The sequence below is a fragment of the Acinetobacter sp. AYS6 genome (genome assembly GCF_025630795.1).
Taxonomy (GTDB): Bacteria; Pseudomonadota; Gammaproteobacteria; order Pseudomonadales; family Moraxellaceae; genus Acinetobacter.
The window spans coordinates 137,092-157,683 of record NZ_JAOTNV010000005.1 but is presented as its reverse complement, the minus strand read 5'-3'; the positions used below and the strand labels follow the sequence as shown (position 1 = coordinate 157,683).

General features: G+C 35.0%; 14 protein-coding genes and 2 pseudogenes. All 16 read left to right on the top strand.

The window, feature by feature from the left end; translation table 11 throughout:
- Window positions 1–4 precede the first annotated feature (4 nt).
- The 16 genes and pseudogenes from OD757_RS05395 (at window position 5) to tssE (ending at window position 20,590) form a co-directional block, all read left to right on the top strand.
- Window positions 5–4,906, top strand: coding sequence for an RHS repeat-associated core domain-containing protein (locus OD757_RS05395; protein WP_263031115.1), 4,902 nt, complete (start codon window positions 5–7; stop codon window positions 4,904–4,906).
- Window positions 4,907–4,917: 11 nt separating this feature from the next.
- Entirely contained in the window at window positions 4,918–5,331 is a 414-nt protein-coding gene (locus tag OD757_RS05390; protein ID WP_263031114.1) for a RhsIA family immunity protein, read from the top strand.
- Window positions 5,332–5,660: 329 nt separating this feature from the next.
- Complete coding sequence (locus OD757_RS05385) at window positions 5,661–5,858, top strand: hypothetical protein (protein ID WP_263031113.1); 198 nt, start codon at window positions 5,661–5,663, stop codon at window positions 5,856–5,858.
- A gap of 101 nt (window positions 5,859–5,959) precedes the next feature.
- Window positions 5,960–6,211: a hypothetical protein gene (locus tag OD757_RS05380; RefSeq protein ID WP_263031112.1), complete on the top strand. Its 252-nt coding sequence runs from the start codon at window positions 5,960–5,962 to the stop codon at window positions 6,209–6,211.
- A 374-nt stretch (window positions 6,212–6,585) separates the two neighbouring features.
- Window positions 6,586–6,969, top strand: a pseudogene (locus OD757_RS05375) (hypothetical protein).
- Between the two features lie 299 nt (window positions 6,970–7,268).
- Window positions 7,269–9,896 carry a type VI secretion system Vgr family protein gene (locus tag OD757_RS05370; protein WP_263031111.1) on the top strand — a complete coding sequence of 876 codons (2,628 nt, stop codon included), beginning with the start codon at window positions 7,269–7,271 and terminating at the stop codon, window positions 9,894–9,896.
- Window positions 9,893–10,831 carry a DUF4123 domain-containing protein gene (locus OD757_RS05365; RefSeq protein ID WP_263031110.1) on the top strand — a complete coding sequence of 313 codons (939 nt, stop codon included), beginning with the start codon at window positions 9,893–9,895 and terminating at the stop codon, window positions 10,829–10,831. The genes OD757_RS05370 and OD757_RS05365 overlap by 4 nt, the downstream gene beginning before the upstream one ends.
- 4 nt (window positions 10,832–10,835) lie before the next feature.
- Window positions 10,836–13,610, top strand: a complete 2,775-nt coding sequence (locus tag OD757_RS05360) for a T6SS effector BTH_I2691 family protein (RefSeq protein ID WP_263031109.1) — start codon at window positions 10,836–10,838, stop codon at window positions 13,608–13,610.
- Entirely contained in the window at window positions 13,611–14,402 is a 792-nt protein-coding gene (locus tag OD757_RS05355; RefSeq protein WP_263031108.1) for a putative type VI secretion system effector, read from the top strand.
- A 2-nt stretch (window positions 14,403–14,404) separates the two neighbouring features.
- Window positions 14,405–15,186: pseudogene (locus OD757_RS05350) on the top strand (putative type VI secretion system effector).
- A 16-nt stretch (window positions 15,187–15,202) separates the two neighbouring features.
- On the top strand, window positions 15,203–16,108 hold the full coding sequence (locus OD757_RS05345) for a tetratricopeptide repeat protein (RefSeq protein ID WP_263031107.1): 906 nt from the start codon (window positions 15,203–15,205) through the stop codon (window positions 16,106–16,108).
- Window positions 16,109–16,798: 690 nt separating this feature from the next.
- On the top strand, window positions 16,799–17,488 hold the full coding sequence (locus tag OD757_RS05340) for a hypothetical protein (protein WP_263031106.1): 690 nt from the start codon (window positions 16,799–16,801) through the stop codon (window positions 17,486–17,488).
- A gap of 16 nt (window positions 17,489–17,504) precedes the next feature.
- On the top strand, window positions 17,505–18,008 hold the full coding sequence (gene tssB, locus OD757_RS05335) for a type VI secretion system contractile sheath small subunit (protein ID WP_042897385.1): 504 nt from the start codon (window positions 17,505–17,507) through the stop codon (window positions 18,006–18,008).
- A complete protein-coding gene (gene tssC / locus OD757_RS05330; protein WP_263031105.1) occupies window positions 18,001–19,482 on the top strand; it encodes a type VI secretion system contractile sheath large subunit in 1,482 nt (493 codons plus the stop codon). Before tssB ends, tssC begins: the two co-directional genes overlap by 8 nt.
- Before the next feature lie 49 nt (window positions 19,483–19,531).
- Window positions 19,532–20,035 carry an Hcp family type VI secretion system effector gene (locus OD757_RS05325; protein WP_003651052.1) on the top strand — a complete coding sequence of 168 codons (504 nt, stop codon included), beginning with the start codon at window positions 19,532–19,534 and terminating at the stop codon, window positions 20,033–20,035.
- Between the two features lie 78 nt (window positions 20,036–20,113).
- Complete coding sequence (gene tssE, locus OD757_RS05320) at window positions 20,114–20,590, top strand: type VI secretion system baseplate subunit TssE (RefSeq protein WP_004642330.1); 477 nt, start codon at window positions 20,114–20,116, stop codon at window positions 20,588–20,590.
- Window positions 20,591–20,592: the final 2 nt, after the last annotated feature.

Below are 20,592 nucleotides of genomic sequence, written 5' to 3'. Positions count from 1 at the left end.
AAACATGCCACAAAATTCAGTCGTTGCCCCTTTAAATACTTTTAGTCCCAAAGATTTAACTGCAAAAAAAGCAGAAGTTGATAAATGGTTCAGGGAATATACAGATGGTATTGTTACTGTTGATCGACTAGAGACAATCTGTAGAAGTGTACCTGTCTTAGGTAGTGCCTTTGCTGTTGGTGATATCATTATTGATATCATAAGTATGATCGATAAGGGTATTGATAAAGTTGAAATTTTTGATTGGTTAAATTTAGGAATCGATGTCATTGGATTGGTACCAATAGGACCGGTGGGACCTTCTGTGCGTGGTGTAGCTCGGCCAGCATTATTTTATGTAAAGAATGAATCAGAACAAATTATCAAAGCCCAAGCAAAGAAATTAGGCAAAAAAACATTAACTTCCCAAGAAGTAAAAAAAGCTTTAAGTACGGGGTTTAAAGACAGCGCAAGTGTATTTTTAACGACCATTATTGCTGAAAAAGTAGCAGGGACTTTAGAAAAATTTGCTAAAGAAGGGCAAAGTTTACTGAATCAGGTTCTAACAGAAGTTGGCAACTGGATTATCAAGCTAACGAATGCTATTGATACTGGCTTAAAAAAACTAGTCAGTGGTTCATTAGATGGTCTTCCAAATCTTAAGCGTGCGGGCCAGCAGTCTTTAGGCGTTATAAAAGGAATATTTGAACTTGATGGAACCCGTGTAGTAAACAATGCCAAATATGCTGCCGAAAACGTTACAAAGACTGTGGGTAAAGGCTATGTTAACTTAGCTAATTTGGCAATTTCTGACGAAACACGAGCTAAAATTTTAGGTTTAGGCGCAAAAATAAGATCTATAGGACAAGTTGCCCAAGGAAAAGTAAATAGTTTAAGTGACCCTAATACTTTATGGACCATTGGTTGGCTATTTAGCATTATGGGAATGGTTGCTGCAAAACATCGGCAAAAGAAAGCACAGATTAAGGCAAAAGAAACGACAAAGGCCAATGCAACTCATCCATCAAGTGCCACTGACAAATCAACTAAACAAGCTCATGCAGAGAACAATGCCAAACGATGTAAAAATTGTATGGGGGGGACGGGTGGTTCAATTACCTTTGCAATGGGTACAGAGTTCTTTACTCATGTTGATGCACAACTTGGCGGCATAATTGAGGACAGCATTAGCCGTACTTATGTTTCAAACCTTTACCAGATGGATGACTCTATTTTTGGAGCACGTTGGGTTACCCCATTTACAACAAAAATTTCTCGTAAATTTAAATATAGTCCAAAGAAAAAAGATCACAAAGACTATTTAAATGGACTTGAATACATTGGTTTAGATGGCCGAGCAATTGATCTGCCTGACCTAAAAAAGGGTCAAAGTATTTATGATCCTATTGAGCAATACACTTATACAGTTTTATCTGATCAGCTTCATTTAATTGCCTACGGTGAAGACGAGAAACACTATTATGAAAAATACGGCGAGGACTATCGTCTATCCTATATAGAGCGTAAAAATGGTTTCAAAGTCGCTTTACGTTATGACCATGTTTCTATCGATAATAAAACAATTTTATCGGACATTTTATTTAAACAGGACGATAATTTGCTGGCTCATTTAGCTTTGCAATTAAATCCACAAGGTCTGGTTTCCGATATTTGGACAATCAAAAATGGCCAATTAGATCGTGTGTTGGCAAGTTATGATTATGATCAACAAGGTGACTTGATTCAGGCAACAAATGAATTTGCAGCTTCTTATTATTATCAATATACCCATCATTTAATTACACGTTATACAGATCTTACTCATCGTGGAATGAACCTAAAATGGGATGGTATTTTACCTACTTCAAAAGCGATTGAAGAGTGGGCAGATAATGCTAGTCGCGCTTCAAAACTTGAGTGGGATAAAGATATCCGAAAAACGACTGTGTTAGATGTTGAAGGGAATAGCACTGAACATTACTACGATATAGATGGCTATACTTACCGTATTGTTTATCCTGATAATTTCGAAGAGTGGTTCTTTCGAGATGATGTGAAAAATATAACGCTCCATATTGCTAAAGACGGTTCGAAAACTTCTTACACATATGATGAGCGCGGTAATGTCTTGACAATAACTCAAGAAGATGGTGCGACAAGTTATTTTGAATATGATGAAAAAAATCAACTCACTGGTATGGTTGATGCCGAACAGGGACGTTGGTTTAAGCAATATGATGGTTCTGGAAACCTGATCAAAGAAATTGATCCACTTAAGCATGAAACGACTTATGCTTACAATGCCATGGGCTTAGTCACTTCCATTACAGATGCTAAAGGGGGAAGTAAGTTACTCAAATATGATGATCAAGGGAATTTAATCAGTTATACAGATTGTTCAGGTAAAGAGACCAAGTGGCAATATGATGAGCGTGGTCGTGTAATAAGCATTGAAAATGCATTAAAACAAAAAGTTGAATATTTTTATACTGAACTTACCTTAGAAAATCGAGAACCAATTATAAAGGGTTTACCCCTGAATGCTTTTGGTCAACTTGAAAAGATCAAACATGCTGATGGAACAGAAGAATACTTCATTCATGATGCGGAAGGGCGTTTACTGGCACATGTAGATCCTAAACAGAACATCACTCGCTATGAATATGATGAGGCGGGTTTAATTCTGTCTCGTACAGATGCTTTAAATCACAAATTAAAATATAAATGGGATCGATTGGGACGTCTAACCCGACTCATCAATGAAAATGGTGCCAGTTACCAATTCTTCTATGATGTCGCAAGCCGACTCGTTAAAGAAATTGACTTTGATGGTAAGAAAACGGTTTACCATTACGATGAAAAGTCGGGCCAACTAGCAACCAGTATTGAAGTTGCATCTGCTTATGGACAAGACCTCAGAGACCGAGCTGTACCAAAAGACCGAATTCAACAATTTATTTTTGACAGTATGGGACGTTTAGAACAGCGTACTGCAGGTTATGGTCACTATGGTTTAGAACTTGAAGAAAAACAGACTGAAGAATTTGCCTATGATTATATGGGGCGAATCATTCAAGCTAAAAATGCTCAAAGCAATTTACAATGGTTTTATGATGCGGCTGGTAATTTAGTACGGGAACACCAGCAAGATTATAAAATCAATAAAACCGCGGTGTGGAAACACCAATATGATGAAATTAATGATCGAATCAAAACGACTCGCCCAGACGGGCAGATTATTGACTGGTTGACCTATGGTAGTGGTCATGTACAAAGTTTAATCGTAAATGGTCAAGACCTTGTTAGCTTTGAGCGTGATGATTTACACCGAGAAATTTCACGTCACTATGCCAACGGAGTGAGTCAAGAACAGCAATATGACTTGGCAGGTCGTTTGACAAGCCAAATCATGTTGAGTGAACATGAAAATGGCTATCAAAACCAATATAAACCACGAAACAATGCATTAGAGCAGACCAGTCAATTGGTACAGCGTCTTTATCAATATGACAAAACAGGTGAGCTAACGGCAATTCGAGATACTCGCCGTGGCAATATTGTCTATAAGTACGATCCTGTAGGTCGTTTACTTGAAGCGAGCAGTAAACTTGGAAAAGAAACGTTTAACTTCGACCCTGCCAGTAACATTATAGATTCATATCATAGTCAAAAGACTCAAAGCCATTCACAAAGTGCGGAAGAAAAAGACTATGGTTATAACCGTTTAGTTAATAACGTAGTTAAAGAATATCTAGATCAACAATACCAATATGATGCTTATGGACAACTCGTACGACAAAAAACGAGCCAAGGTGATTTAAACCTTGAGTGGGATGTCTATGGCCGCATGGTGAAGAGCCATAATAGTCAATACACGGCAGAATATCGCTATGATGCTTTAGGCCGCCGTATTCAAAAGCGGAGTAAGCATCACCATACAGGTCAAGAACAGAACATCATTTATGGATGGGATGGCGATACGCTTGCTTATGAGTCTACCGAGCAGTTGACCAAGCATTACATCTATGAAAAAGACAGTTTTGTGCCAATGCTACAGGCTGTTTATTTAAATCCAATAGAATTACACCAAACTCCAGATTGGTCAGATAGACCTTATAACATACACCGTGACCCGCTTTGGAAAACTAAAAAACAGGGTAAAGAATTTGATAATGTATGGTTCTATCACTGCGACTATTTAGGCACACCGCAAGAAATGACCGACCATACAGGTGCAATTATTTGGAAAGCCGAATATAAAGCTTGGGGCGAGTGTAAAGCAGAGAAAGCCAAGTCGAATTTCTTCGAAAACAGTGAAATTATTTCAAATAATATCCGTTTTCAAGGTCAGTATTTTGATGAAGAGACAGGGTTACATTACAATCGTTATCGTTATTATTTATCTTATTTGGGGCGGTTCATAAGTAAGGATCCATTAGGGCTTTTAGGAGGAGAAAATAAATATTTATATGCTCCAAACCCTTTAAGATGGACAGATCCATTAGGGCTTTTAGTTACCCCAACATATACTAGAGGTGCCAATGGGCGTGTTGAGAGAGTTCAAGCAACAGTATTAAAGAGTGATTTAAATACAGGAACTAGTACAAATGCTAGTTCAATTGCTGAAGCAAGAAGAATGGGAAATTGTAGTAAGGTACAAGCTGGTCATTTACTAGCTAAAAGATTAGGGGGAAGTGGTGGTGTTGGTCATGTATTCCCACAAACTCCTGGGATAAATATGGGAACTTATCGCGTTTATGAAGGAAAAGTGGCAAAAGATGTGGAAGCTAATGGTTCTGCAAAAATAGATATAAGATTTATTTACCCTAATCCAACAAGTAAAATGCCGAGTGGTATAATTTATCAATATGAATCGGGAGGTAAAACGCATGTTCAACCTTTCGCTAATCCAAATCCGTGTAAATAAAGGTTATTATTATGAGCGTAGAAAATGCAAAATTAGTATTAGAAAATTTTATTAATCAAATGAAAGGTTGGGAGGAAAAATGGGGGAATGTTTTAGAAAAAAATCCGGATCTTATTTTTAATGAGGAGGGGATGGAAAGCCGTTTAAGTGAATTAGTAATGATCCAGAATGAATATTTGTCAGATAAAGCACTATCATTAAAACAAGATAGAAGGGTTACTTTAACTTTTGGTATTCCTCCTGAGTATGAACAACTCATATCAAAAGAAAATATTATAAATGAAAAAAAAATTGAGTTTTATACGAAAAATAATGAAGGTAAAGAATGTAGGATTTATACATTAATTTATGAAAATAATAATTGGAAAATTGATATTATGAAAATTGATTCATTGGATTGGAAGTCTAGTCGACAAGTATTTTAATAAATAAAATATCTTGATAAAGATGTTTATATGAAAAGGGTAATCTTCATTAAATATTTGATTGGATAGATTAGTGATATAATTTACAACGTGACCCATTATAGAAGATAATGAAAACTGGAAAATATTTTAATATTTTACAATTGTGGGTCACTTTCTATATATTTTTTAGGCGTGAATTAAAAATTAGGATGAATTGAGTCACAAATTAATAATGGTGAAATTACAGGTTATTAAACTAAAGAAAAAGTTGATCTACATTAGTCACTACAATTTTTTTATCAGCACCACGAACAAAACCGATTCGATTAAGTTAGGATTAAATAAATATGAAGTATTTTGTTTTAAGTGCGACGCAAAGTAGTTTTTGTCCAATTTCACTTGTGGATGATGCTGTTCTATATATGAATAAAGAGCAAGTTAGCCAAAATATCGAATGTGGATCTTTACCATGGTATAGCTATAAAACTAGCAAAAACTGCGATTTACCGATCGAAGGTGTACTTATTTTAAAAAGTAAAAAATAGAAATAAGTATTAGAAATATAAATGAAAATATATATATTGTTGATGAAGTTTTTAAAAATATTTTTGAAAAATATATTGATTCTGATTTTATAAGGGTTGAATTGTTAAGTGGAAGTTTAGAAAAAATAAATAACAAAAATTATTATATCTTTAGGTTTAATTATTTTTTTGATGTTACTGGTGTCTTGGATTTAAAGAATTCATCTTATAGATTGGTTAATGATTTTTTAGTTTTAGAAAAGGCAGAGTTTTTAAATAATTTAGATATTGATATTTTGAAAATTGATAATGTGGATTCTGCTCAAGATACTTTTTTATCAGTGAGTTTGTTAAAGAAGAAATTGAAAAAATAAATATCAAGATATAAATATTTTTGATCTTAGTTTGGCTCAATGGAGAGACTCTGATGATTTTAGTTTTATGTTTTTGAGTGAAGATGAGGTGAATAAATTTGTGTGGCCAATTTAGCAGATATATCTCTCTCATATAAAAAATAATATTTGTTAGATATGGAAAAATGGTGTGATCCAGATGATTTCTTTAATTCTTTGTACTTGAGTAATGAAGAAATAAATGAGTTGGTTTAGCCTATAATTTAGTACATGAACACCAGTAAGGCTATAAAATCCACAGTTAAAGTGCAAGTGCTATTCAAAGAATAAGTAGTACTTCTATATATTTATTTAGAAGTACTACTTTAAAATAAGGTGTTTTTAAAGGTGGGTTTGTGAATTTTTATACAATTTATCCGTCTGCGTATATTGATAGAGATTTTTCTTTTAATTTGAAAGGGAAGCAAGAAATTGTCATTGATTATTTTTAATTTGACTTAAGTAATCAATTTTTAAAAAATCCTAGAATAAATTTAGATTATGATAATATTTTTTCTGATCAATTAAATAAGATATTAGAGACTGATTTTTATTATTAATCTTCTGGAATTTTACTATTTTTAAAAAGATTTTTTAATGAAATGAAAGAAATTCTTGAAGATGAGTGTGATTTCTATAAGTGCTATGTGAGGAATGAAGAGGTAGATATTTATGCTATGTATATTAAGAGAAAAAACAATTTATTAGATGAGGATGACTTCATAAAAAAGATCTTGTAACAGATGACTTTTTTATTGCTAGAGATACGGATAAATCTTATATCTATGTAGTAAGTCAAAAATTTGTGGATGCTATTAATAAATTTAAATTAAAAATGAATTTCTTAGAATACTAAAATATTAACAATTTTTAAAAATGAATTAATAGCGTAAGTTTTTAATTCACTTTGTATCTTTATTGCGTTTATTATCTTCATCGTCTCTTGTATTCATATGGTTAAGTTTTTCTTTACAAAATAGACAGATGTTTCTGTATTTTATAAAATAATGCCAATCCTGACAAAGTTTTCATAAAAAAGATGTTATCTCATATACATAGAATTCTAGAAGATTTGGGTATCAGCTCGCAAAAACGCGTGCTTCATGTTCAGTTTTCTAATCCATCGTTGAATACTCAAGTCTTTTTACAAAGTATCGAAGGACAGCATCAGCTAAATGAAGGACTAACTGCCGATTTATTTTGTCTTTCTACCAATGCCCATATTTCATTAAAACAATTTATTGGTTGTCAGGTGGCAGTCGATCAAGTAACTGATCAGGGGCAGTTATTTAGAACTACAGGAATTATTACAGAAGCCAGTCAGGGGCAGAGTGATGGTTCATTAACATTGTATAAATTGAGATTACAAGACCCGACCGTGCTATGGCATAAACGCCGAAATAGCCGTGTTTTTATGAATAAAAGTATACGGGCCATTACTGAAATTCTATTTTCTGAGTGGCAAAACAAAAGCCCGTTGTTTGCTTCTGCCTTAACTTTGGATTTAAAAAACCTAAGCCAAGACTACGATGTTCGACCTTTTATTATGCAAAGTAACGAAACGGATTATGAGTTTTTAACCCGACTTTGGCGTAGTGAAGGCATTAACTGGTTAATTGATGAAGCTCAGTTGTTTGTCACTCATAGCTCAGTTGAGATTCAACCGCAAAAGTTACGTTTAATTGATAATAATGAATCATATTTAGCATTAGACCGAAGAAATATCCGTTATCACCGTAGTAGCGCTGTTGAACAACAAGACAGTATGACAAGCCTTGTGCCAACTCGAAGCTTGCAATCTACAGCCGTGCATGTGCAACGCTGGCAGGCTGATGCTTTAAGTCAAGAAGATGGCATGGGCAGTGTTCAATCAAAGCATAGTCATAGTGCTAATCAGGATAATGCGAGTTTAAGTCTAGAACATGCATGGCATGTCAGTCCTGCTTGGATGCAAGACTTAAATGGGGAAGACCAAGTCACTGCATCGGGTCACCAGCAGCTAGAAAAACTCAATCAAAATCTATCTGATTATTATGCATCTCAATCAAAATATTTCCGTGCACAAACTACGGTACGTGATGCGCAAGTTGGCTATTGGTTTGAATTGAATGAACATCCTGAAATAGATACTCATAGCGGATCGGACAAAGAATTTCTGATTAGTGGTAAAAGCTTCTATTTACAAAATAATTTTCCTAAAGATTTACAACAGCAAATCAATCAACTTTTTAGCCAAAGCCAATGGCAAAACAATCAATCAGGGCTAAATGACCAGACCGAGCGTCAGGGTAATAATCTCATCTTGTCGCGTAGAAATATTAGAACTGTTCCTGAGTATCACCCGTTAGAGCACCGACCATCTGCTCACCCGCAGCGCGCTAGAGTGGTGGGCTTGGAAGGCGAAAGTATCCATGTTGACCAGTGGGGACGCATAAAAGTCCGTTTCCTGTTTACTCGAGCCGATGACCATAGCCATGATGGTGGAGCAGGCAGTAACGACAATGACACTGACTCAGCTTGGGTTGATGTGCTGACTCCATGGGCAGGTGAGGGTTATGGCGCACGTTTCTTGCCTCGCGTGGGCGAGATCGTGGTGATCGACTTCTTTGACGGCAACATTGACCGCCCGTTTGTGGTGGGTCGTATTCATGAGGCTGAACGTCACCCAACGCAATTCGACCAAAAAGGCCAACTACCCGACACTAAAAAGCTCAGTGGTATCCGCTCCGAAGAAGTCGAAGGTAAAGGCTTTAACCAGCTACGCTTTGATGACACCACAGGGCAAATCAGTGCCCAGCTACAAAGTAGCCATGCGGCCAGTCAGCTCAACTTGGGTAACTTAAGCCATCCAAAAGATAAGGCGGAGAGTGAAGGTCGTGGTGAAGGTTTCGAACTTAGAACAGACCAGTGGGGTGCAGTAAGAGCAGGCAGTGGTTTACTCCTTAGTACCCACAAGCGGGATCAAGCTCAAGGCGTACATCTCGATGCAAATGAGACCAAACAACAAATAGAAGGTGGCCTCAACAATGCCAAAGCACTCAGCGAAGTTGCTAAAAACCAGCAAACTGATCCATTAGATATGCTTGAGAACATTCAAACTTTCTTAGAGGTTCTTAAACAAGAAGACCCTAAAAAGGCTGCTGAGTTTCAATCGGCAGTGATGCTGTTAGCATCTCCAAAAAGTATTGCTATAAGTAGTAATGAAGATATACACCTCAGTGCAAATGGTCAGCTCACTCAAAGTGCTGGAGATAGCATTAATATCAGTACGCAAAAGAATATAGTGAGTCATGCGAGTCAAAAAATAAGTCTATTTGCCGCCCAAGAAGGTGCTCGGCTTTTTGCTGGTCAAGGTAAAGTGGAAATTCAGGCACAAGGTGATGGCTTAGATGTGATTGCTCGAAAGGGCGTACAGATTACCTCAACCGAAGACACGGTTTTTATTACTAGTCCAACTGAAATTAATCTGACTGCAAGTGGATCTCAAGTTAAGTTGAATAGTTCAGGTATTTTCCCTGTTACGGGTGGTAAGCTTGAGGTGAAGGCTGGTCAGCATTTATTTATGGGGGGCTCATCAATAAATCCACCTGCATTAGATTTACCAGACTGTTCTGCGAAGCAGGCTCAAGCCGCTCAGAATGGTTCAGCTAAGGTAGATTTATCATGAGTTTGTCGGTTCTTAATACAACGCAAAATGAAGATTTAAAAGATATTACTTCTAAAATTGAAGATCAGTGTATCCAAATTCTGAGTGAATATGGTCAGATCATTTTTTTATTAGATACTACATTGAATGATTCTATTTTTAACGAGGTAATAGATAATTTATCAAACAAAAATATTGCATATATCCCTTTAGCGCATAAAAAAGAAATTGCGAAGTCAAACCTCTTTTTTATTTGTATTGATGATAAAAAAGTATTTGAGCAGGTCAAAGAAGATTTATTGCAAAATCTATTGAGAAATAAAAATATTACGAATGATTGCTATTTTGTTCATGGATTTGGCGTGGCGAAGACATGCTCACTTGAGGAATTGCGAGATCAGATAAAAACTAAATTAGTGATTTCTGATCAAGGTAAAAAAATTCTTTTCCGTTGGTATGATCCTAGAGTCATGATCTACTTGGATGAGATTTTTAAAACAGAATATGTAGGTGGCTTATTAAATGGCTTTAAAGAATGGCATTTTTTGCATCCAAAAGGTCTATTTAGCTTTAATTCTTACGAAGAATCGCAATCAATCTTGAATCTAACAAAAGTGAACCTTGAGCAGTCTATAGATTTAGATCTAATTGAAATCGCTAATAATGTATTTCAACAATTAAATGAATTTGAACAAGTTGATTTAATAAAAATTCATCCAGTTGAAATCCATCAAAATCTTAAAGAGGCTTACTACGATTATGGTCTTCAAAATTATTTAGATTTAGTTACATATGGTCTTTACAGCCAAATTATACATAAAAATTTTATACAGCACCCTGTGGTAACCAATATGCTTTATGAGCATTGTGTAATGAATAAAATGTCTTTTACAGACGCTATGGAGTTTTTAACTAAAGACTTATATGAACAGATAGCTAAAGAATTGAATGGATAAAAAGATGTCAGAAAATCAAAAAATGATATTGGGCAAGTCAAAATCAAATAATTTATTTAATGAGATTATTGCTCAGCAAAAACAGAAGCAGAGTCAAATTCCTGTTATGGGAAAAACCAAAGCAGTGGGCGATATGCGCAACCCAACAGTTGCTAAAAATATTAATAAGAAGATTGAAGAAAGTGAAATTGCAAAATCAGCGAAACAGTCAACTGCTGCAAACATGCAAAATAGTAGTGCGGGGCAGGCCCAGAAAGAGTGTTCAAATTTTTGTCGTAAAAAAGGCTTCAATATTTTACCTTTACGATACACTGTTGTTAAAGATAATCCACCTGCTTTACCTGCAACCTTGGGTAAAAATGTCAAAGATATTCAGTTAAGCCATCTCAAATATGCAGTTGAGATGATTAATACTGGTTATATCTATCGCTTAGTAAAAAGAACATCTGGAGCTTTGGATTGGGCTGGATATAAAGTTACTCCAAATGGACATTTGTCTTATTTTCCTGTGGGTAAAGAAGCACCTAAAAGTGTTCCGGAGTTCGCATGTAAAGGAGCAGGTCATAGTTTTAATTCATCTGTGATAGCTGTAGAAAGTAACCCTAAAGATGAGGCGAAGATTGCATATATTATTCATACGCATGTGCCTATGAGTAAGGCCAAAATATCTGAATATGAAAAAAATGCCGATAAGTTTGTAACAGAAGGAAAGTGGCAGAAAATTTTAATTAATGGTGGAAGTGCGCAAGAACATTGTATTGCTGCAAGCCAATTTAAAACTACGGTTTATAATCTAAACAGTTTTGGTAAAAACCGTATCGATGCGACATTAAACAAGTTTAAAGATGAGCCTAAATCGCTTGCCTGTATGGCTTTATATGATCCTGTGGGAATTACAAGAAAATTAAATACATTGCGCAATTCAGAATTTAAAAAAGTAATGGATTTTTTAGCAAAAAAAGAAGGAGATTTTACAAACGAGCACCGTTTACATAGTTCTCAATGTATTGATAGTATTAAAATCTGTTTAGAAAATAAATTGTTAAATGAACGCAGCCAATTTAGTGCACAGGCAACTAAAAGTATAGTATTAATGGGGCTAGGGAATGAGTTACCAAAAAATTTAACAGATGCTGATGATATTAATTATGAGTTAGAAAAAATATATAAAAGAAAATCAAAAGAAGAACAAGAGAGGCTATTAAAGGAGGCTCAAGAGAAACAAAGAGCAAATAAAGGTCTCTATACTGAAGATATGGGGAAATTAAGTAGAGAGGAAGGAGAGCAGATTTGGGTTAAAAAATATAAGCCAAATTTAGATATGGTGGCTAAATCAAATTTTGATAAAAAAATTAACGGATTAATTCAAGAATGTTTAGCTGGAGCAAGAGCTATAGGAGATGATCATATTAAATGGTTATTGTCTAAGGCTGTAATCAATGCTCTTCATGCTTATGATGATCAAGTGCAAGTTCCATATGGAAATATTTTTTATGTTCATGCCATGGATATGATTAATGGTATGAGTGGGGTGCTAAGTGGACAGGCATTGCTTGAAACTTGGTTAGGGGTGGAAAAAATTGCCAAAGAAAATATTTATATGAGGGCAATTTGTTATAACCAAGAAAGTTTAAAAAATAAATATAATGCAGCGGCACCAAGTATTATCGATATCTCTTGGGATGATGGACAAAATGCAGCTAAAACGGCGATTGCAGCATTTGTTGCTGCGGATAAAGCTTGGCAAGAATGGGCGGCAGATAAAACCAATAACAGTTATATGTTGCATGGGCAAAAATTTAGCCTATTAAAAACGTTTTACTGGATGTCTGAACTGACCCAAAGTGCAGTGAAGTGGAGTATGAAATATACGTCAGGTTCAGAATTTGCAAAAAAACTTGGACGTTTAACGTTTTATACATTTGCCCATAGTGGTATGTTGGCAGAAAACGTTAAAAAAAATGCGCTGTATTATATTATTCCGGAACAAACTTTGAAGGGACGTATTAAGCTGACACCTGAAATGGTTCAAAATAATTGGAAAAAATACTCTTCAGCTGCAACAAATCCAAGTAGAACTGCTAGTCAAATTGATCGAATTATTGCTAATAGTTCACCAAGCGCAAGCTTACGTGTAGCTGGTGTAGTTGCAATATTTGAGCTGATTAACTTAGGAACACAAATTTCTAAGTTTAATATCGATCCATCAGTAGATAATACTTTATCATATATGTCAGGCATGATGGCCACAACAGCCGCTATTTTAGAAGTGGGTAGTAGCTCAATGGAGAAATTTTCATGTGCAGAGCGTGCCGCGTATATTGCTAAGTGTGGAGCATTATTTGCGATTGCGGGCGCGACATTCTCTTTAATAATTGATATTAAGGGTTTCATAAAATCGAAAAAAGAAAGTAATCCATACGCAATAGTTTTGAGTGGTTTAAAAGTTTTTAGTTCAATAGCGACGCTAACGGTTGGCATAAGTATATTCTTAAATTTACCCATCATGAAAAATACATCTTTACATTACACTGTTGAACGTTATGTTGTTGGAAGAGCTTTATTGGGAATACGGGCAGTTCAAGTAAGTGCAATGTTAAGCTTAGCAGGTATAGCTCTCGTTGCTTTAGAAATTTATTTGAAGAATTATGTCTTGGATAATGCGATGCAAGATTGGTGTCAAAAGTGTGCGTTCCGTTTGAACACAAGTGCTGAGGATATATTTAAAGATATTAAAGAAGAAGTAAAAGAGTTTAATAATGCTGTGGTGAGTGTCTAAATGGAAAATTTAAAATTAAACCTTACATTGGTTAAAGGTCCAATACATTCTTTAGAAAAAGCAAAGTCTAAAATTCCTACAAATCAGAACATTGGTGGAATTGCGGCTGGAACTGCTTTTGCAGGAGTCCTCGCTGAGAGTAGTTCTCTACTTACCAGCGCACCTATATTAGTGATGGCGACTAAGGCTAAAGATGGTATAACTTTTATAGGTGAAATAGATAAGTATCCATTAGTAGGGCAATTTACGACAGCACGTTTTGAAGAAAATGACGAGTTGATTGCTGTAATTAGCGAAAAACCTGTGAATGAGCGTCATCAAGTTTATGCAATCCTCGACCCTAAGTCTGGCTTGTTATATATGATTTATGAAATGGGTCGATCAGTAAAAAAAGGTTATAAAGCTATTTTTATGCAGACCTATTATTTTACTTTAATTTGTTGGGGGGGGCTTTCTATAATTCTTTTAGTCCTTTATATATTTGATGCTAATTACTCTTGGGCTTCTTTTTTTGAATTAATATCTTGGATTTTTATATTTTTAATTCTAGCTTTTTTATTTATGGGTTTTATTAATTATTTTGCTTATCGAAAATCATATGAGAATTTTGGCAATTTATCTGAACAAATATTTGAAAAAATAGGATTTGAATATCCTAAAGAGCAAGATTTTTATAATGATTATTTAATTAATGATGGAATAAACATCAGTGTTATGGAGTATCGAAAAAATTTAAAAGGCCCAGATCCATACCCGGAAGATTATTTTAGTAAGAATACAACAAGCGAATAGTAGTGGAACTTAAATTAAATCTTAAGTTGGTTAAAGGTCCAATACATTTTTTAGAAAAAGCAAAGACTAAAATTCCCATAAATCAGAACACTGGTGGAATTGCAGCTGGAACTGCTTTTGCAGGTGTACTCGCTGAAAGTAGTTCGCTGCTTACCAGCGCTCCTATACTAGTAATGGCAGGTAAAGCTAAAGATGACATCACCTTTACGGGCAAAATAGAAGAACATTCTTTACTAGGGCAATTTACGACGGTTCGTTTTAAAGAAAATGATGAACTGATAGCTGTAATTAGTGACAGTCCTGTAGATGGTCACTATCAAGTTTATGCAATCCTCGACCCTAAGTCTGGCTTGTTATATATGATTTATGAAATGGGGCGATCTGTAAAAAAAGGCTATAAAGCTATTTTTATGCAGACCTATTATTTTACCTTGTTGTCATGGGCGGTGATATCAATTTCACTTTTATTATTTTATATATTTAGATTTTCTTATTCTTGGGATTCTTTTTTACGTTTAATTGTGTGGCGTTTTGGGGGGTATTTGGGATAGCAGCTTTAATGGCTTTTGTGAATTACTTTGGTTATCGTAAAAGTTATGAAAATTTTGGAATATTATCGGAGCAAATATTTGAAAGGCTAGGATTTGAATATCCCAAAGAACAAGATTTCTATAATGATTTTTTAACTGATGAAGGTGTCCAGATTAGTGTAATGAAATATAGAAAAAATTTAAAAGGTAAAGACCCTTATCCAGAAGATTATTTTGATAAGAAAAATTTTTGAAGTAAAAGGTTGTTTAATGAAGCCTAGATTGTTTGTTGTTACCTTAATATTAGTCACATCTGCATGCAGTCAAGAAAAAGAAGAATACACTCACAGAACTTTGACTAAAGATTATAAGGATGTATCTGAATACAAGTCTAAACATGATCTGGAAAAGGCTACAAAAGCAAATGATGCAGATGCCATCTTTGTATTAGCATCTATGTATGCTACAGGCGAAGGTGAAAAGTTTGATCCCAAAAAAGCATTGGAACTATTTGAGAAATCTGCACAACTAGGCTCCTCAAATGCCATGCTTCAATTAGGACTGATTTATCGAAATGGCAATGAAGTTGTTAAAAAAGATGATCAAAAAGCTTTAATGTGGTTTGAAGAGGGGGCTAAGAAAGGTAATCCTTCAGCTATACATAATTTAGGCGTTTCATATTATAAAGGATTAGGTATAACAAAAGATAAAGCGAAAGCTTTTAAGTATTTTAGTCAATCTGCAGAATTGGGCTTATTACAATCACAGGTAATAGTTGCGGGTCTTTTATACAACGGTAAAGGTGTAACTAAAGACCACAAAAAGGCTTTTGAGTGGGCATTAAAAGCAGCCAATCAGGGGGATGTTGAGTCACAAAACAATATCGGTTTAGCTTATGAAAATGGAGATGGGGTTGCAAAAGACCCTGTGCTTGCAAAAAAATGGTTTGAAAAAGCAGCTAATAATGGGTCTGTATTAGGGCAATATAACCTTGCTCTTAAGTATTTTGATGGTAATGGTGTAGAGCAGAATTTTTCAAAATCAATTGAGTATGCAGAAAAAGCAGCTAATGCACAGAATAAAGCTGCCATACAATTGTTGGTTGATATCTATTCAAATGATAGAAACCCTAAATATAATCCTGAGAAAGCTAATTATTGGAAGTCTAAAATATAAATTTATATTTAAATAAAAATTCTTTTAAGTGAATGGCCTTTTTCCCTTTATTTAAACTTAAAAACTCGCAATATTCTTTAAAACTATAACGCCAAATAGTTTATTTTCTTGATATTGAGTGTAGTTTTGAGCCACCCGAGAACTTGACCTTAAAGTAAAGATGGTTACTCATAAATCTATGAGTTTTATTAATTCTACTTGCTCTCACAAAGTTAAATAAAAATATACCAAATAGACAGATTAGTCTTGACAATTTTTGTGGTTTTTGTATCTAAATTTTTACTTTAAGTTTTTATGATCTGTTCATAACCAAATAGAAGTGATTTGTAGTTAATATGAGCTTAAATATTGTTAAGCAAATGTTTCATAAAAACTAAATAAGTGATATTTATGAGAATTTTTAATTTAGTTTTATTTTTAATTTAATTGATAAAAATCAATAACTTATTTTTAATTACAAAAAATAACAATATTATATTTTTATAAGAATAACTTTATTAAGCTATATTTTATAACCATCTTAACTATTTACTTTTAGTTTAAGTTGATATGATTTTTATATAAAATATGTTTGTTTATATGATAAACTGCGCGTAAATTTTTTGAATATAAGGTTTTTAAGCTGATTTTTTAATTTTTTATTAATATTAACTTTTCAGTAAAGCCTTGAATAAATAAGAAAACAGAGGAATGAAAGTTGTGTTGAAACGAAGTATTTTGATACTTTCTCTGACTGGAAACATTATCGGTCTATCAGGTGCTCATGCAGCAGAACTAGAGCCTGTAAAACTTAAAAAAAGCTGTATTAAGAAGAATCCTCTAGCAGAAGGTCAAAATGATCCTGAGCTATTGAATATTTTTAAACAAGTTTGTGATAGCGATAATACGACTCAAAAAAATGATTTATTAGCTAAAGCGGCTATGCGGTTCTATCAAACTAATCAACCAGTTAAAGCATTAAATTTGGCAAGCCAATTGCAAAGTCAAAATATACGCGGTTCATTAATAACAGATGTTTTATTTTTATCTGGCGTAAGTATTGCAAATAACTCATTACAGCAAATGCGTACTCAGGAAATGCGTTATTTAAGCAATGATGTCACTTATCCACCCGCAAAGCAGTTAATTGAAAACATTCACACTGCAATGCCTGCTCCTGATCCATCGAGCTTTAAAGCGAGTTCAGAAAGTAGTTCAGATGATAGTGAAAAAAGAAGTTATAAAAAACAGTATGTAACGCGTAATAAAGCAAGTACTTCTAGAACTTCAAATAAACGAGTAACAACTCCAGTAAAAGCAACTGCGGTTAAACCAAAAACTGCCCCTGTAGCCAATGTTAATAAATCAAAAAGTTCGCCTTTTGACCCTTTAATTAAATAATCAGGAATAGAATCTTATGGCTAAGAGAGAAAGTGTACAAAAGAAGCTTCAGCGAATTCGACCTCCACGTGTTCAGCTTACATATGATGTCGAAATTGGTGATGCAAAAGAAGCGAAAGAACTACCATTTGTTGTTGGTGTGATGGGTGATTTTTCGGCAGCATCTGAGCTTGAACGAACAAAATTAAAAGATAAAAAATTCATTAATGTCGATTTAGATAATATTGATGAAGTTATGGAGTCATTATCTCCAAGAGCTGCTTTTCAAGTAGATAATACGCTGACTGAAGAGGGCGGGAAAATTGCTGTCGATTTAACATTTAAGTCAATGGAGGATTTTCGCCCAGAAAATGTTGTTCAACAGGTTGACCCATTAAAGAAACTTGTGGAAGCACGTGAGCGTTTGACAGATTTAAGAAATAAGATTTCTAACAGTGAACGTTTAGAAGACTTACTTGATGAAGTTCTTAAGAGTACAGATCAGATTCGTAAATTAAGTGCGGAGGCTGATCATGAATAATGCTCAATCGGCAGCAATGCCACTTGCTGAAAATGAACAAGTTAATCTTTTAGACTCGATTGTTGAAGAGAGTCGTATTGCCCGAAATGAAGAAGAACATTCGCGTGCAAAAAGCTTAATTGGTGAACTTGCTAAAGAAGTAATGGCAGGAACAATTACGGTTTCTGAAAATATGACGTTATCAATCGATAAACGTATTGCAGAAATTGATGCACTGATTTCAAATCAATTAAGTCAGATCATGCACAATGAACAATTCCAAAAGATTGAGTCAACTTGGCGTGGTCTTTACTACTTTTGTCAAGAAACACCTTCTAATCCTCTCATTAAAATTCGTATGTTAAATACGACTAAAAAAGAGTTGGTCAAAGATTTTCAAGGTGCTACAGATTTTGATCAAAGTACTTTATTCAAAAAAATCTATGAAGAAGAGTATGGGTCTTTTGGTGGTGCGCCATATTCAGCTCTAATTGGTGATTTTGAGTTTGATCGCACGCCTTCTGATATGTATTTGCTTGAGCAAATCTCTCATGTTGCGGCAGCAGCTCATGCACCATTTATTTCGGCTGCTAGCCCAAGCATTCTTGGTCTTGAATCATTTACAGATATTGATCGCCCTAGAGATGTTTCAAAAATCTTTGAAACGGCTGAATATGTTCAATGGCGTTCATTCCGTGACAGTGAAGATTCTCGTTATGTCGCATTAACATTGCCACATGTGCTTGGTCGTCTTCCTTATCATCCAAAAGAAGGAACAGCTACAGAAGGGTTTAACTTTGCTGAAGATGTTTCAGGTGCAAACCACAATGAATATTTGTGGATGAATGCTGCTTATGCTTTCGGTACTCGTTTAACAAACGCTTTTGATATGCATGGTTGGTGTGCTGCAATTCGTGGTGTTGAGGGGGGTGGTTTAGTCGAAGGCTTGCCAGTTCATACTTTTAAAACACAAGATGGCGAAGTGGTATTCAAGTGCCCAACAGAAATCGCGATTACTGATCGTCGTGAAAAAGAATTAAGCGATTTGGGCTTTATTCCTTTAGTGCATTGTAAAAACACTGATTACGCAGCTTTCTTTGGCGCGCAATCAACTCAAAAACCTAAAAAATATGACAATGATACAGCAAACGCTAACTCTGCTTTATCAAGTCAAATTCAGTACATCATGGCCGTTTCACGTATTGCTCATTACTTAAAAGCAATGATGCGCGATAAAGTGGGTAGCTTTGCTTCTGCTGGAAATGTTGAAGCATTTTTAAATGAGTGGTTGTCACAGTATGTATTACTTGACGATGGTGCTTCTCAAGAAGCAAAAGCTCAATACCCTCTACGTGAAGCGTCTGTAAAAGTTGTAGAAGATCCTGCTCAACCAGGTCACTACAAGTCTGTGGTTTTCTTGCGACCACACTTCCAGCTGGATGAGTTGTCAGTTTCTTTGCGACTTGTCACTGAGTTACCTCAGTCCTCAAGTTAATAAAGGTCAGCGAAAGAATAACTTTAAATTAAAAATAGGAAAGTTCTAAATGAAAGATATATACGTTGAGTTTCGCGGTAAATATAAAGTTGATGGCGAGTCTCGTGACTCTGAGCACAAAGGCTGGTTAGAAGTTAACTCTTGGTCTCATAACATTCGTCAACCTAAATCTGCTACTTCAAGTAGTGTCGGTGGTCATACTGCTGAACGTGTTGAACATTCAGATATGCTTTTTATTAAAGACCTAGATGCAACTAGCCCGAAATTATGGGAAGCATGTTCAGCTGGTTATACATTTGATGAAGTACAAATTGATTTCTATCGCGCGAATGGCGATAAACGCATCAAGTACTTACAAATTAAATTGAAGCATGTTCTAGTTTCTAGCGTAACTCCAACAGTTAACGAAGAAGGTGTTCCAACTGAAGCGTTTGGTTTGAAATACGCAGCTGTTGAGTGGACTTATAACCAACAAGATATTAACGGTACTGCTAAAGGTGCTGTTACTAAGAAATGGTCACTTTCTAATAATACTGCTTCTTACGCAGCGTAATTATTTAAGTGAATATTTGGTGGAGGCTGACATAAAGTTAGCCTCTGCTGTCTTTAAGCATGCTTGTTGTGAACTCGAATGAATTTAGATCGGCTTTATCCATACGGATTTCGTTCAACTTTGTTTGATCGTTTAATTCCTGAAAGTGAAGACTATACAAAAGGTCTTTCTATTCAGCAATTAAGAGAATCGGTCGCAAAAGATTTAGAAGACTTGCTTAATAGTCGGGTCGCTAAATTGGACCACGTAGTCGATGATTATCCATTAGTTAAAAAATCTATACTTCAGTTCGGGATTATTGATTTTGTGGGGCTTTCTACAGCCAATCCGCTAGATCGAGACAAGATTTGCCAATCAATTGAACAATCAATAGCAGCTCATGAACCTAGATTAAGACAAATACGGGTAGAGATGTTGTTGGATGGACATAATATGGGGGCATTGTGTTTAAGCATTCAGGCTTATCTAAATATTCATCCACTGTATGAACCTGTCGTTTTTGATGCATTGCTAAAACCGACAACGCAGCAATATGTAATTTCAGCGAGAACCTAAGC

Excerpts from the sequence above, each read along its gene's own strand:
- tssB (WP_042897385.1), top strand. The coding sequence starts at position 17,505 with ATGGCTAAGAGAGAAAGTGTACAAAAGAAGCTTCAGCGAATTCGACCT.
- tssE (WP_004642330.1), top strand. The coding sequence starts at position 20,114 with ATGAATTTAGATCGGCTTTATCCATACGGATTTCGTTCAACTTTGTTT.
- OD757_RS05345 (WP_263031107.1), top strand. The coding sequence starts at position 15,203 with ATGAAGCCTAGATTGTTTGTTGTTACCTTAATATTAGTCACATCTGCA.
- OD757_RS05370 (WP_263031111.1), top strand. The coding sequence starts at position 7,269 with ATGTTATCTCATATACATAGAATTCTAGAAGATTTGGGTATCAGCTCG.
- OD757_RS05365 (WP_263031110.1), top strand. The coding sequence starts at position 9,893 with ATGAGTTTGTCGGTTCTTAATACAACGCAAAATGAAGATTTAAAAGAT.
- OD757_RS05360 (WP_263031109.1), top strand. The coding sequence starts at position 10,836 with ATGTCAGAAAATCAAAAAATGATATTGGGCAAGTCAAAATCAAATAAT.
- OD757_RS05355 (WP_263031108.1), top strand. The coding sequence starts at position 13,611 with ATGGAAAATTTAAAATTAAACCTTACATTGGTTAAAGGTCCAATACAT.
- OD757_RS05395 (WP_263031115.1), top strand. The coding sequence starts at position 5 with ATGCCACAAAATTCAGTCGTTGCCCCTTTAAATACTTTTAGTCCCAAA.
- OD757_RS05340 (WP_263031106.1), top strand. The coding sequence starts at position 16,799 with ATGAAAGTTGTGTTGAAACGAAGTATTTTGATACTTTCTCTGACTGGA.
- OD757_RS05325 (WP_003651052.1), top strand. The coding sequence starts at position 19,532 with ATGAAAGATATATACGTTGAGTTTCGCGGTAAATATAAAGTTGATGGC.
- OD757_RS05385 (WP_263031113.1), top strand. The coding sequence starts at position 5,661 with ATGAAGTATTTTGTTTTAAGTGCGACGCAAAGTAGTTTTTGTCCAATT.
- tssC (WP_263031105.1), top strand. The coding sequence starts at position 18,001 with ATGAATAATGCTCAATCGGCAGCAATGCCACTTGCTGAAAATGAACAA.
- OD757_RS05390 (WP_263031114.1), top strand. The coding sequence starts at position 4,918 with ATGAGCGTAGAAAATGCAAAATTAGTATTAGAAAATTTTATTAATCAA.